Consider the following 12,915-nt stretch of genomic DNA (forward strand, 5'->3'; position numbering starts at 1 on the left):
ATGACAGCCAGCCTCACCCTCGTCAGCCATCATTTGTGCCCGTACGTCCAGCGCGCGGCGATCTCACTCGGCGAAAAAGGCGTACCGTTCGAGCGGGTCGATGTCGATCTTTCCGACAAGCCGGATTGGTTCAGGGCCATTTCGCCGCTCGGCAAGGTGCCGCTGCTCCGCGTCCGGCACGACCATTCGGAGGACGTGATTTTCGAATCGGCCGTCATCCTCGAATTCCTCGAGGAGACCGAGGCCAATCCCTTGCACCCGGTCGACCCGCTGGCGCGAGCCAGGCATCGCGCCTGGATCGAATTCGGCTCGGCCATCCTCAATGCCATCGGCCGCTTCTATTCCGCTGCCGACGAAGCCGCTTTCCTCCATGAAAGCAGCGGCTTGTCCGAGATGTTCGCGCGTGTGGAAGCAGAACTCGCGGCAAGGCAAAGCGGCCCGTGGTTCGCCGGCGAGCGCTTCTCGCTGGTCGATGCCATCTACGGGCCGGTGTTCCGCTATTTCGACACGTTCGACCGCATCGGCGATTTCGGCATTCTCGACGGCAAGCCGCTCGTCCAGTCATGGCGCGCGGCCCTGAGCAAACGGAAATCGGTGAAGGAGGCAGTCGGCGCGGATTACCCGCAGCGGCTGCATGCCTTCCTTCGGGCAAAGCGATCTTACCTGTCCGAGATCATCCGGCTGCAGGCCATTGCAACTCCGCAAGCCCGATCCGCCTGAATGGATCGATCACCGTACCGGCGACCATGGCGGCAAGGAATTGCGGTCCCGGCGGGATTCTCGCCAGTGCCGCCACCATGCGGTCGCGGACAAAGGGCAAGGCCGCGGAGTCCGATTGATAGAACGGCGTCAGCGACAGCGACAGCGCCTGGAAGACGCGCACGTGCCAACGGCGCGCGCTTGTATAGGCCGCCAGCGCCTCATCGATGCCGTCCGCCTTCGCCAGCGCATGGCTGAGCGCGGCGGCGTCGAGCAACGCCATGTTCGCGCCTTGCCCGAGTTGCGGGCTGGTCGAATGCGCGGCATCGCCGATGATTGCGAGCCGCCGGCCGGCCGGCAGCCTCATCGTGTGATGACCGTAGCGGGCGAGCGAGAGCTGCTCGAAACTGTCGATCTGGCCGGTGAAGGCCTCGCATTCCGGCCAGACCGAAACCACGCGCGCCTTCCAGGCTTCGAGCCCCTCGGCCTTTACCTGTTCGGCATCGGCCGGCTTGAGGCTCCAGAAGAAAGCCGCCATGTCTTGCGCGCCAGGCTCGGGCCGGCCGATGGGCAGCACGCCGACCATTATGCTTGCCTTGTCGTAGCGCTGCAGCAGCGCGCTTCTGTCAAAGCCGTCCCGCCAGCCGAGCGACGCCCAGAATGCGCCATAGGCGAGCGGTCGCGGCATGGCGCTATCGCCGAGATGTGGCCGCAGTTTCGAGCGCGCGCCGCTGGCATCGACAATGAGGTCGAACGGTCCGAGCCGTCTGCCGTTGCCGCAGACCAGCGTCGCGCGCTCGGCCGTCTCCGGGGTCTCGACCTCGACATTGGTTTCGATGGCGATCGCTTCGCGCAAGGCAGCGCGGAAGAGCACGCCGAACAGCGCCGCCCTATGCACCGCGAGGCCGAAGCGACGGCCCCGCCGCGCGTCGTAGCGGACCTCAAGCACCGTGCGTCCGCTCCTGGCATCGGTGCCGTGCAGCCGTTCGATGCGGCTGCCAAGCGAAAGGATCTCGTCAAGCAGGCCGAGATCGGCGAGCACGGTCAGCCCGGTCGGCTGCAGGATGAGGCCGGAACCGACCGGCTTCGGCTGGTCGAAGCGCTCGAAGACGGTGACCTTGTGCCCGGCTCGCTTGAGGTAAAGCGCTGCCGCCAGCCCGGCCGGACCAGCGCCGGCAATCGCGATCTCGTAAGACTTGCCCACCATCGTCCCCCAACCCGACCCTGCGGGGACAATCCCGCCTGGAACGTGCCGGATCAATCGGGCGCTTTGACGCTTGTATCGAGAGATCAGCCTTGGGCGGCGTCGAAGGCGGCGCGCGCATCGCGCACCGCGTCATGATTGAGTTCGGCCCATTGAACGAGCTGTTGGAGGGGCAGGAACATCGAGCGCCCAAGATCGGTCAAGCTGTATTCGACGCTTGGCGGCTTGGTCGGGAACACCTCGCGATGTACATAGCCGTCGCGCTGCAGGTCGTAGAGCGTCTGCGTCAGCATGCGCTGGGAGATGTCGGGAACCAGCCGCCGCAACTCGCCGAACCGGTAGGGTTTTTCTGCCAGCGCCATGACCAGCAGCGAACTCCACTTGCCGCTGATGCCCTGGATGACATCACGGACCGGGCAGTCGGCGAAATTGCCGCCGTTCGTCATGGCCTTATAGAGCTCGAGCTTGGCTTTCAGGTTGAAGATCTTGCTGTCCATGGCGACATCCGCTGATCGAAATTCGGCCGGCCGGAGTGGTTCCCTGGCTGTGCCTACCTCCCTAAAAACTGCCTTCTTTACGGCTTGGGGTCAATTCCTATTTTAGTGCTGGTCTCTTTTTGAGACTACCAATCGATCCGCCTCCGACGCAATTTTCAGGAACCTTCCATGACCGAAACCCTTCTCGTCACCGGCGCCTCCGGCCAGCTTGGCCGCGCCGTCATCAATCACTTGCTCGAAGCGCAAAAAATTGCGCCAGCCAGCATCATCGCCACCACGCGCAACCCGGAAAATCTCGCCGATCTGGCTGCGCGGGGCATCGCTGTCAGGGCCGCCGATTTCGACGATACGGCTTCGCTGGAAAAAGCGTTCGCGGGCGCCGACCGGGTGCTTATCATCTCGACCGGCGAGCTCGACTTGAAAAGCGACCGGCGTTTGAAACAACATCAGGCAGCGGTGGCAGCGGCCAAGGCGGCCGGTGTTGCGCATTTGCTTTACACCTCGATGCCCAATCCGGAGCCCGGCTCGCCCGTGCTGTTTGCCGGTGATCACTACGGCACCGAGCAGGCGATCAAGGCAAGCGGCATCCCCTATACCATCTTCCGCAACGGCTGGTATCAGGAGAACCTGTTCATGTCGCTGCCGCATGCCATTTCGTCGGGCAAGTGGTACACGTCGGCCGCCGACGGGCGCGTCGCCCACGGCGCGCGCGACGACATGGCGGCCGCCATCGCCGCCGGCCTCGCGTCCGGCTCCAAGGAAAGCCACATCTACACGCTGACCGGCCCGCAGGCCTATACCACGAATGAGATTGCAGCGCTGGTAACCGAGGTGACCGGCAAGCCGCTGGAGGTTATCCAACTGCCGGACGAGGCGCTGACCGAAGGCGTCAAGGCGGCAGGCGTTCCCGAGGATTTCGCCCGCATCATCGTCTCCTTCGATGTCAACACCCGCGCCGGGCGCATAGGCGAGGTAACCGATGCCGTCGAGAGACTCTCGGGCCGCAAGCCGCGGACGCTGAAGCAGTTCCTCGAAGCGAACAAGACTGCCCTGCTCGGCTGAAATCTGGCGCGCCGGGAGGTCGTCCCCCCGGCGCGCTTCACTTCGATTTCTTGAGCATCCGAGCCGGACCAGGCTTTCACCGGTCGCGACAAGCGCGTCTTCCCGCGATCACGGCGCCAGCCGGGCAGGCGCCCGCCTCCCTTCGGCACTGCTCCGGCCGACCTGTCAGATCGCGACCTGGGTGCCGATTTCGACCACGCGTCCGGTGGGGATCTGGAAATATTCCGTCGCGTCCGCCGCGGTTCGCGCCAGGCCGATGAACAGCCGGTCCTGCCAGACCGGCATGCCGGAATTGGGCGAGGCCTTCAACGAGCGCCGCGACAGGAAGAAGGATGTCGTCATAATGTCGAACTTCCAGCCTTGCTTGCGGCAGATGGCCAAGGCGCGCGGAATGTTCGGCTGCTCCATATAGCCGAAAGTCAGCGTCACGCGCATGAACAGCTCGTTGACAGTTTCCAGCTTGACGCGCTCGCTGTCGGGCACGACCGGCTGCGGCGCCGTCACCACCGAAAGGATGACGTTCTTCTCGTGCAGCACCTTGTAGTGCTTCAGGCTGTGCATCAGCGCCGTCGGCGCGCTCAGCGGATCGCTGGTCAGGAACACGGCGGTGCCTGAGACCAGCTGCGGCTTCTTCTTCAAGAGGTTTCCCGCCAGGAAATCGAGCGGGATCTCGTTGCGGCGGGTCTTGTCGAACAAATAGCGGCTGCCGCGCACCCAGGTCCACATGCCGAGGATGATGGCGAAGGCGACCGCGAGCGACGCCCAACCGCCTTCGAACACTTTGACGATGTTGGAGGCGAAGAAGCCGATGTCGATCAGCGCGAACATGGCCGTCAGGCCGACCGCCAGCCAGAGGTTCCATTTCCAGATGCGCGTCATGATGACGAAGAGCAGCGTCGTCGTCACCAGCATGTTGCCGGTGACCGAGATGCCATAGGCCGAGGCGAGCTTGCTGGACTCGCCGAAACCGACCACCAGCAGCATCACGACGAGCGCGATCAGCATGTTGACCCGCGGCATGTAAACCTGCCCCGACTGCTTCTCCGACGTGTGCAGGATTTCCAGGCGCGGCAACATGTTGAGCTGCACTGCCTGCCGGGTGAGCGAATAGGCGCCGGAAATCACCGCCTGGCTGGCGATGACCGTCGCAGCCGCGGCCAGCACCACCATCGGGATAAGTGCCCAGCCCTCGTTCATCTCGAAGAACGGATGGCCGACCGTGCCGCCCTTGGCGAGCACATAGGCGCCCTGCCCGGCATAGTTCAAAAGCAGGCAGGGAAAGACAATCGCCAGCCACGCCAGCACGATCGGCTTGCGGCCGAAATGGCCGAGGTCGGCATAGAGCGCCTCGGCGCCGGTAACCGCCAGGAAGACGGCGCCGACCGTGACGAAAGACACATCCGGCGAATTGATGAAAAAAGCCACGATGTAATGCGGGCTTATCGCCCACAGGATTTCCGGATCCGAGATGATGTGGTTCAGCCCTGAGAGACCGATGGCTACGAACCAGATGGCGGTGACCGGGCCAAACACCAGACCCACACCGCCGGTGCCGAAGCGCTGCACGGCAAACAACATTGCGAGGATCAACAGCGTCAGCGGCACGACATAGGGCTGGAAGGCGGGCGTGACGACATTCATGCCTTCGACCGCCGACAGCACCGAAATAGCGGGCGTGATGACCGCGTCGCCGAAGAACAGCGATGCCCCCACGATGCCGATGCCGAGCACGATCGCCGAGCGCGTCGGGAAGGTGCCGCGCGCCAGCGCCATTAACGACAGCACGCCGCCCTCGCCGCGGTTGTCGGCGCGCAGCACGAACATGATGTACTTTATGGTGACCGTTATCGTCAGCGACCAGATGATCAGCGACAGCACGCCCAGAATGTCGGCGCGATTGGCGACGTCGCCCCCCGAGGAGGCGTGCAGCGCCTCGCGAAACGCATAGATCGGGCTGGTGCCGATATCGCCATAGACGACGCCGAGCGCGCCCAGCATCAACACCTTGGTGCTGTGCTGTTCGATCTCTGGATGGCTCGATTGGTCGGCGGGTTCTGCCTCAGCGCCATTGGCAAGGGCCATGGACGACACTCCGATAAAACGCGCGGTGCTCTACGCTTGCTGCAGTGCAATATCAAGTGCCCTGACGTAAGGGCTCCCATGCCGCCGACGCACGGCTTTCAGTTTACGGAACGGCCGGACCTCTTCATCCGGCGAAAATCGGTTTCGTCAGATCGCGACCTGCGTACCGATTTCGACCACGCGCCCGGTCGGGATCTGGAAATATTCCGTCGCGTCCGCCGCGGTTCGCGCCAGGCCGATGAACAGCCGGTCCTGCCAGACCGGCATGCCGGAATTGGGCGAGGCCTTCAACGAGCGCCGCGACAGGAAGAAGGATGTCGTCATGATGTCGAACTTCCAGCCTTGCTTGCGGCAGATGGCCAAGGCGCGCGGAATGTTCGGCTGCTCCATATAGCCGAAAGTCAGCGTCACGCGCATGAACAGCTCGTTGACGGTTTCCAGCTTGACGCGCTCGCTGTCGGGCACGACCGGCTGCGGCGCCGTCACCACCGAAAGGATGACGTTCTTTTCGTGCAGCACCTTGTAATGCTTCAGGCTGTGCATCAGCGCCGTCGGCGCGCTCAGCGGATCGCTGGTCAGGAACACGGCGGTGCCCGAGACCAGCTGCGGCTTCTTCTTCAAGAGGTTTCCCGCCAGGAAATCGAGCGGGATCTCGTTGCGGCGGGTCTTGTCGAACAAATAGCGGCTGCCGCGGATCCAGGTCCACATGATTAGCCCCATGATCGAGGCGACCGTGATCGACACCCAGCCGCCCTCGACGATCTTGACCACATTGGCCGAGAAGAAGCCGAGATCGATGACGCCGAACAGCAGCGCCAGCGCCAGTGCGGCCGCAACCTGCCATTTCCAGAGCCAGCGCATGACGACGAACAAAAGCACCGTTGTCATCAGCATCTCGCCAGTCACCGAAATGCCGTAGGCGGAGGCAAGCGCGCTCGAGCTGCCGAAGCCCACGACCAGAAGCATCACGCCGAGCGCGACCAGGAGGTTCACCCTCGGCATATAGATCTGGCCGCTCTGCATCTCGGATGTGTGCTGCACCTCGATGCGAGGCAGAAGGTTGAGCTGCACCGCCTGCCTTGTCAGCGAGAAGGCGCCGGAAATGACGGCCTGGCTGGCGATGACCGTGGCCGCGGTCGCCAGGCCGACCATCGGCATCAGCGCCCATTCGGGCAGCATCTGGAAGAACGGATTGGTGGGCTTGGCACCATGCGAGAGCACGAAGGCGCCCTGTCCGAAATAATTCAAGAGCAGGCAAGGAAAGACGATTGCGAACCAGGCCATCACGATGGGCTTGCGGCCGAAATGGCCAAGGTCGACATAAAGCGCCTCGGCGCCCGTCACCGCCAGGAACACGGCGCCGACGGTGACGAACGCGCCTGTCGGCGTGGTGGCCAGGTAATAGATCGCATAATAGGGATTGATCGCCAGGAAGACGGACGGGTCGTCGACGATATGGTAGACGCCGGCCGCGCCGATCGCCACGAACCATGTCGCCGTCACGGGTCCGAACACCGCCGCCACCTTGCCGGTGCCGAAGCGCTGCACGGCGAAAAGCATGGCCAGGATGACCAGGGTGATCGGCACGACATAGGCATCGAGCGCCGGCGTGACGACTTTCAGGCCTTCTACCGCCGACAGCACGGAGATCGCCGGCGTGATGATCGAATCACCGAAGAACAGCGCGGCCCCGCAAAGGCCGATCACCAGGATGAGGCGCGAGCCGGGAGGATAGGCGCTGCGCGCCAGCGACATCAGCGACAGCGTGCCGCCCTCGCCCTTGTTGTCGGCCCTGAGCACGAAGGCGACATATTTGATCGTGACGATGATGGTGAGCGCCCAGACGATCAGCGACAGCACGCCGAGCACATCGTGGCGGGCGACCGAGCTCGACGAGGCGTGCAGCGCCTCGCGGAAGGCGTAGATCGGGCTCGTGCCGATATCGCCATAGACGACGCCCAGCGCGCCAAGCATGAGGACCTTGGTGCTGTGCTGCCGCTCGGTTTCGGCATGGCCCGAGCGTTCGAGGGATTCCGTTTCGCTGGCGTTGGCTAGCACCATGAACCCCATTTCACCGGATTCGTCACGCTTCGAGGTCGCCGCAACACGCGGGACGCACCGAAACTGCCGGAGTTACGCAAGGCGCCCTACCATCCGCAGGCCTTCAGGAACCGCCCGACAGTGCCGGCCATGCCATACTCCAGCGCATCCGCTGTCAACCCATGTCCGATCGATACTTCGGCCAATGCCGGGATGCGTTTGGCCAATGCCGGCAAGTTTTTCACGGTCAGATCGTGGCCGGCATTGACGCCGAGCCCGGCCGCGAACGCCGCATCAGCGGTTTTTCCCAGTCTTTCCAGTTCTTTCGCCGCCTTTGCGGAATCGGAATGATAACCTCCATACGGCCCGGTATAGAGCTCGATGCGGTCGGCGCCGGTGTCGCGAGCCGCGTTGACCCCGCCCGGATCCGCGTCGGCAAACAGCGACACGCGAAAGCCGCCTTTCTTCAACCGCTTGACGATCGGAGTGAGGAACGCCGCCTGGGCGACGAAGTTCCAGCCATGGTCAGAAGTCGCCTGCGCCGGGTCGTCCGGCACCAGCGTCACCTGCTCGGGCTGGTTCTTTTCGACAAGCGCCAGGAAATCCTCGGTCGGATAGCCCTCGATGTTGAACTCCGCGCCCGGAAACTCGTCGTCGATCAGAGCCCTGATCTCCGGCAGGTCGGAATGCCTGGTGTGCCGCTCGTCGGGCCTCGGATGCACCGTCAGCCCGTGCGCGCCGGCGGCAAGCGCAATGCGGCCAAGCCCGGTGACGCTCGGCCATGGCAGGTCGCGACGATTGCGCAGCATGGCGACGGCGTTGAGATTGACCGAAAGCTTGGCGGGCATGAGCTGGGTCCAGTGGATCGGCGGGCATCTATACCGCCTTTGACGGGAACAGATAGAGGGTTTCGCGTGTTCCAGGGGATAGTTGGAGGCTAAACCTCTCTGTTTTAACGCAATTCCGAACGGAAAACCGCGTCGTACTTTTCCTGGAATTGCTCGAGCGCAAGGATTTACCAGTGAATTTCCTCGAAGCCGTGCCGGCGATCCGCCGCATCGAGACCAACCGCGACGCGCTTTTCGCCATCGACGTCGTCGGCGATGTCTCGCCGGCCGACGCTGAAAACCTGTTCGGCCTGCTGGAGGCCGCCTACGCGCTGCATCCGAGGATCGACGTGCTGGTGCGGCTGACTGACGAGGAAAGCGTCGACTGGGCCAATATCAATCAAGACACGCTCAGGCAGGGCGTCGCCGACGCAATGCAACATGTCGTGCGCTGCGCCGTCATCGGCGAGCCGAGTTGGGCTTCTCTCGTCGCCGGCATCTTCCCAAAGACGCTGCCTTTCGAATTCAGGCGCTTCGATGTCGACGACGAGGAAGCCGCCTGGCAGTGGCTTGGCGCAAGGCCGATATGACATTCGCAAGCGTCAGCGAACGACCGTCAGCCGCTCGGCGGCACGGGTGATTGCGGTATAAAGCCAGCGCTGGCGGGTCTCTTTGAACGCCCAGCTCTCGTCGAACAGCACCACGTCGTTCCACTGCGAGCCCTGCGCCTTGTGCACAGTCAGCGCATAGCCGTAATCGAAATCGTCGAAGCGCTTCTTCTGCTGCCAGGGGATCTCGGCATCCGGATCGTCGAATGCCGCCTTGAGCAGCTTGATCTTGGCGACGCCGCGGTCGGGATCGTCCTCTTCCGGCGAGACCAAAAGGTTGATGCCGGGCTTCACCGTCTCACGCGATGAGGTCATCACTTTCCACAGCGAACCGTTGAGCAGCCCCTTGGCCGGGTCGTTGCGCAGACAGACCAGCTTGTCGCCGGCTTGCGGGAAATCGGCGTTGAAACCCTTCAGCTCGCGCAGCCTTTGATTGTAGCGACGGCGCGTGCGGTTGGTGCCGACCAGCACTTGGTCGGCCTTGAGCACCAGTTCCTGGTTGACTGCTTCCCTGCCGATCACCTGCGCCGTGCCGTAGTCGCCATGCATGAATTCGCGGCCTTCGCGCACGTCGAGCGCAAGCCGGATGATCGGATTGTCGCGCGCCTGGCGGTGGATTTCCGTCAACAGCACATCAGGTTCGTGTTCGGTGAAGAAGCCGCCGCCCGAAATCGGTGGCAGCTGCGCCGGATCGCCGAGCACCAGGATCGGCGTGCCGAAACTCTGCAGGTCGCGACCGAGCTGCTCGTCGACCATCGAGCATTCGTCGATGACGACGAGCTTGGCGCGCGAAATCGGGCTTTGCCGGTTGAGCGAGAAGGTCGGCGACATTGATGTCTTGCCGGTCACTTCGTCCTCGACCGATTCCTCGCCCTTCGGCCTGTAGATCAGCGAATGGATGGTGCGGGCGTTGGTCGCCCCCTTCGAGCGCAGCACCTGCGCCGCCTTGCCGGTGAAGGCGGCGAACTGCACCTGGCCGTCGACATGCTCGGCGAAATAGCGCGCCAGCGTCGTCTTGCCGGTGCCGGCATAGCCGAACAGCCGAAAGACCTGCGGCCGGCCCTCTTTGAGCCAACGCCCGACCGCCTTCAGAGCCTCATCCTGCTGGGGAGAAAATTCCATCAGTGCGACAGACCGGATTCGCTGACGAAAGACAAGATTGGCCGCTATATCGACCGTTGCCGGCTGCGAGCGCTAGCCTCGACAACTCAGGCTACCAGCCGCAAGCCGGAACGTAAAGAGAACAAACCAGTATTGCCAATCAACGGCGAGCAAGAGCCATCGCGGCGGCCGGCGGGTCGTCATCGTCGTCTGGGACTGGCACGTATCCGCAATAGCTGACAGTCAAGCGCGCTTGCCCTTGCGAACGCGACCGAAGCGTGTCCTCCAGCTTGAACATATTGGCCAAAGGCACAAGCGCGGTGACAACGACAGCCGTTCCCCGGCTTTCCTGACTCTCGAACTTAGCGAAGCGACTCTTCAAATCGCTGACAATGGCACGGACATAGACCTCCGGCGCCAACACCTCGACCCTCATGATCGGCTCAAGCAATTGTACGCCTAGCTTGGGCGCCGCTTCCTTGAAACAGGCGCGGCTGGCGATCTCGAAAGCAGACGCCGAGGAGTCGGCGTGATGATAGGTACCGTCCACCAGCGTTGCCTTAATACCGATCATCGGGAAGCCAGCATAGGGACCGGAGGGGAGGATGCTTCGCAGCCCCTTTTCAACCGCATGACATAGTCGTCAGGAACGGCATTGTCAGAAATTCCGGACAGAAACATGAACTCCACGTTCTGCCCGTTGGGCTCGAACATAATCGTCACGCGGGCGAACTGACCCTGGCCTGCGAATTGCCTTTTATGCGTGTAGTCCTGCTCATGCGTGCGGGTAATCGTTTCGCGATAGGCCACTTGCGGAGCGCCAACATTGACCGAGACATTGAACTCATGGCGCAGGCGGTCGATGATGGTCTCGAGGTCAACCTCACGCATAGCGCCGATGATCGTCTGACCCGATTCCTCATCCCATTTCACCTGGAAGTCGGGCTGCTCCTCTGTCACCTTCAAGAAAGCCGTGCGAAACTCCTGCTCGTCGGCCCTGGACTTGGGCTCGATCGCGAATTGCAGCAAAGGCCAGGGCGCGCCAGGTTTTTCCATGGTGGCGACACGGTCGCAGGGAGCGCCAATATTTGCAACGGCGCATCGAGGCGAAATTCAGACTGACACAACAGAAGGCTAAACTGACGCTTTGGTTTCGCCGCTCTCAACTGCCGTCAGGGTCCGGGATCGTTCTCCAGCAGGATCGGCTTGCCATGCGGCGTGGCGTGCGCGGCGCGTTCCCAGGCGGCGGCGAGTTCATCGACCTCGCCCTTGCGGGCGACACCCTTCCTGGACAAAAGCTTCTCCAGCGCCACCAGCCAATGCTCGTAGTAATCGTGGCCATCGCTTGCGGCGCCTGGCTGCTTCACCTCGGCGGACAGAGCCTCCGCCCATTCGCTCCACGAGAACAGACCCTCGCCGTGCAACGCAACCGTCAGGGCGAAGGCTTCGGCCTGCCACGGCTCGGCGAAGACCGGCTCGTCGAAACCCGCCGGCAACGCTCCATCATGCCGGCTCAAGATAGCTCTCCCAGGCATCGATCGAGACGCTGAGCGTCGGATCAGCGCCCTCGCCCCAGATTTCGGGCCCGTCGAACACCACGGTGTAGACCCATTGCGGGTTCTCGCCCTTGCCGTGCGCGTTGCTGTCGGGGAAGACGAAGCCGTCGCGCACCGCCTCGATCGTCCCGCTTTTGCCGCGCGCATAGCGCGGCAGGCGCGTATGTCCGGTCGGGTTGAAATTCTTCGTCCGCACCCGGTCGCCCGCCCGGAAACGCGCCGGTGTGGCGACCGGCCGGTCGCATGGCCCGCCCTTGGCGAGCACCGCCGGCACATCCGCCGCCCTCAGCACTTTCTTCGGCGTCGCGGCCGCATCGACCGCCTTGCCGGCGGCGAGATCGCGCTCCGTCACGAAGCCATGGCGTTTCAGGAGCACTTCCAGCGCCTTGATCCATATCTGGTAGTAGCTCGATGAATAATAATCGGCCGGATGCAGCGATTCCCGCACGTGCCGGCTCTCGTCGATATTCCAGGCCCCCATGGACCCGGCGGTGAGTGTCACGCCGAGCGCCCGTCTTTCCCATGCGGCGTGGAAATAAGGCTCGTCCTTTTCCGGCGCGACCGGCCCGAAACCCATCTGCCCGCCGAGATCCTGCGGTCCGTTCATGCCGGCTCCCCTTCCGGCTCTCTGGCAAGCGCGGTGCCGATCATCGCATCGCGGCTGACCAGTCCGGCGAGCTGCTCTTCGCTCCAGCCCTCGGTCCCCTTGGGACGCATCGGCACCACCAGGTAGCGAAGCTCGGCCGTCGAATCCCAGACACGGATTTTCTTCTTCGCCGGCAGCGTCAGTCCGAACTCCTCCAGCACGCTGCGTGGATCGATCACTGCCCGCGATCTGTAGGGCGGCGCTTTGTACCAGACCGGCGGCAAGCCGAGCACCGACCACGGATAGCAGGAGCAGAGCGTGCAGACGACGAGGTTGTGCGTCTCCTCGGTGTTGAACACGGACTGCATGTGCTCGCCCTGGCGGCCGGAGTAGCCCAGCGAGGCGATCGCCGCCGTCGCGTCGCGCTTGAGCCATTCAGCATAGGCGGGATTATTCCAGGCCTTCGCCACCACCCGCGCGCCGTTGCGCGGGCCGATCTTGGTCTCGTAGGTGTCGACGATGACGTCGATGGCCGCCGGATCGATCAGGCCCTTTTGGGTCAGGATCGTCTCCAGCGCGCGCACGCGCGCCGCGAACGGATCGAGCTCGTTGTCGTGGTCATGATCGTGGGACATGGCCGCAGATTAAGATCG

13 protein-coding genes and 1 pseudogene are annotated in these 12,915 nt (G+C 63.4%); 3 read left to right on the top strand and 11 right to left on the bottom strand.

Features of this window, described 5'->3' with window-relative positions; genetic code table 11:
• Positions 1-720 (top strand): glutathione S-transferase family protein, encoded by a 720-nt coding sequence (locus LB565_RS01350; RefSeq protein WP_224581395.1) that lies wholly within the window; start codon positions 1-3, stop codon positions 718-720.
• On the opposite strand, the gene LB565_RS01355 is transcribed toward LB565_RS01350, so the two are convergent.
• Positions 674-1,906, bottom strand: coding sequence for an FAD-dependent oxidoreductase (locus tag LB565_RS01355; protein WP_224581396.1), 1,233 nt, complete (start codon positions 1,904-1,906; stop codon positions 674-676). The genes LB565_RS01350 and LB565_RS01355 overlap by 47 nt on opposite strands.
• Positions 1,907-1,989: 83 nt before the next feature.
• Positions 1,990-2,400: a winged helix-turn-helix transcriptional regulator gene (locus tag LB565_RS01360; RefSeq protein WP_224581397.1), complete on the bottom strand. Its 411-nt coding sequence runs from the start codon at positions 2,398-2,400 to the stop codon at positions 1,990-1,992.
• 168 nt (positions 2,401-2,568) lie between these two features.
• Between LB565_RS01360 and LB565_RS01365 the strand changes: the two genes are divergently transcribed.
• On the top strand, positions 2,569-3,462 hold the full coding sequence (locus LB565_RS01365) for an SDR family oxidoreductase (protein WP_224581398.1): 894 nt from the start codon (positions 2,569-2,571) through the stop codon (positions 3,460-3,462).
• Between the two features lie 165 nt (positions 3,463-3,627).
• Here the strand turns inward: LB565_RS01365 and LB565_RS01370 are convergent, their stop codons facing one another.
• From LB565_RS01370 to LB565_RS01380, 3 genes are all read right to left on the bottom strand, one after another.
• Positions 3,628-5,544, bottom strand: a complete 1,917-nt coding sequence (locus LB565_RS01370) for a potassium transporter Kup (protein ID WP_224581399.1) — start codon at positions 5,542-5,544, stop codon at positions 3,628-3,630.
• A gap of 147 nt (positions 5,545-5,691) precedes the next feature.
• Positions 5,692-7,605, bottom strand: a complete 1,914-nt coding sequence (locus LB565_RS01375) for a potassium transporter Kup (RefSeq protein ID WP_224581400.1) — start codon at positions 7,603-7,605, stop codon at positions 5,692-5,694.
• A gap of 86 nt (positions 7,606-7,691) precedes the next feature.
• On the bottom strand, positions 7,692-8,432 hold the full coding sequence (locus LB565_RS01380; RefSeq protein WP_224581401.1) for a pyridoxine 5'-phosphate synthase: 741 nt from the start codon (positions 8,430-8,432) through the stop codon (positions 7,692-7,694).
• Positions 8,433-8,605: 173 nt separating this feature from the next.
• On the opposite strand from LB565_RS01380, the gene LB565_RS01385 reads away from it, so the two are divergent.
• Complete coding sequence (locus LB565_RS01385) at positions 8,606-9,001, top strand: STAS/SEC14 domain-containing protein (RefSeq protein ID WP_224581402.1); 396 nt, start codon at positions 8,606-8,608, stop codon at positions 8,999-9,001.
• A gap of 12 nt (positions 9,002-9,013) precedes the next feature.
• Here the strand turns inward: LB565_RS01385 and LB565_RS01390 are convergent, their stop codons facing one another.
• The 6 genes and pseudogenes from LB565_RS01390 to nthA form a co-directional block, all read right to left on the bottom strand.
• Positions 9,014-10,141 (bottom strand): ATP-dependent RecD-like DNA helicase, encoded by a 1,128-nt coding sequence (locus LB565_RS01390; RefSeq protein ID WP_224581403.1) that lies wholly within the window; start codon positions 10,139-10,141, stop codon positions 9,014-9,016.
• A gap of 139 nt (positions 10,142-10,280) precedes the next feature.
• Positions 10,281-10,670 carry a hypothetical protein gene (locus tag LB565_RS01395; protein WP_411970598.1) on the bottom strand — a complete coding sequence of 130 codons (390 nt, stop codon included), beginning with the start codon at positions 10,668-10,670 and terminating at the stop codon, positions 10,281-10,283.
• Positions 10,647-11,176, bottom strand: a pseudogene (gene fusA, locus LB565_RS01400) (elongation factor G); the annotation flags it as partial. The pseudogene fusA and the gene LB565_RS01395, both read right to left, overlap by 24 nt.
• Positions 11,177-11,292: 116 nt before the next feature.
• Positions 11,293-11,637, bottom strand: a complete 345-nt coding sequence (locus tag LB565_RS01405; protein ID WP_224581404.1) for a nitrile hydratase accessory protein — start codon at positions 11,635-11,637, stop codon at positions 11,293-11,295.
• Positions 11,624-12,283 (bottom strand): nitrile hydratase subunit beta, encoded by a 660-nt coding sequence (gene nthB, locus LB565_RS01410; RefSeq protein ID WP_224581405.1) that lies wholly within the window; start codon positions 12,281-12,283, stop codon positions 11,624-11,626. Before nthB ends, LB565_RS01405 begins: the two co-directional genes overlap by 14 nt.
• Complete coding sequence (gene nthA, locus LB565_RS01415) at positions 12,280-12,897, bottom strand: nitrile hydratase subunit alpha (protein WP_224581406.1); 618 nt, start codon at positions 12,895-12,897, stop codon at positions 12,280-12,282. The genes nthB and nthA overlap by 4 nt, the downstream gene beginning before the upstream one ends.
• Between the last annotated feature and the right edge of the window lie 18 nt (positions 12,898-12,915).

Source organism: Mesorhizobium sp. CA14 (genome assembly GCF_020165195.1).
GTDB lineage: Bacteria > Pseudomonadota > Alphaproteobacteria > Rhizobiales > Rhizobiaceae > Mesorhizobium.

What these genes read in the sequence shown, in the direction of transcription:
- LB565_RS01355 (WP_224581396.1), bottom strand. Translation starts at nt 1,906, where the DNA reads ATGGTGGGCAAGTCTTACGAGATCGCGATTGCCGGCGCTGGTCCGGCC.
- LB565_RS01350 (WP_224581395.1), top strand. Translation starts at nt 1, where the DNA reads ATGACAGCCAGCCTCACCCTCGTCAGCCATCATTTGTGCCCGTACGTC.
- LB565_RS01370 (WP_224581399.1), bottom strand. Translation starts at nt 5,544, where the DNA reads ATGGCCCTTGCCAATGGCGCTGAGGCAGAACCCGCCGACCAATCGAGC.
- nthB (WP_224581405.1), bottom strand. Translation starts at nt 12,283, where the DNA reads ATGAACGGACCGCAGGATCTCGGCGGGCAGATGGGTTTCGGGCCGGTC.
- LB565_RS01365 (WP_224581398.1), top strand. Translation starts at nt 2,569, where the DNA reads ATGACCGAAACCCTTCTCGTCACCGGCGCCTCCGGCCAGCTTGGCCGC.
- LB565_RS01380 (WP_224581401.1), bottom strand. Translation starts at nt 8,432, where the DNA reads ATGCCCGCCAAGCTTTCGGTCAATCTCAACGCCGTCGCCATGCTGCGC.
- LB565_RS01375 (WP_224581400.1), bottom strand. Translation starts at nt 7,605, where the DNA reads ATGGTGCTAGCCAACGCCAGCGAAACGGAATCCCTCGAACGCTCGGGC.
- LB565_RS01390 (WP_224581403.1), bottom strand. Translation starts at nt 10,141, where the DNA reads ATGGAATTTTCTCCCCAGCAGGATGAGGCTCTGAAGGCGGTCGGGCGT.
- nthA (WP_224581406.1), bottom strand. Translation starts at nt 12,897, where the DNA reads ATGTCCCACGATCATGACCACGACAACGAGCTCGATCCGTTCGCGGCG.
- LB565_RS01360 (WP_224581397.1), bottom strand. Translation starts at nt 2,400, where the DNA reads ATGGACAGCAAGATCTTCAACCTGAAAGCCAAGCTCGAGCTCTATAAG.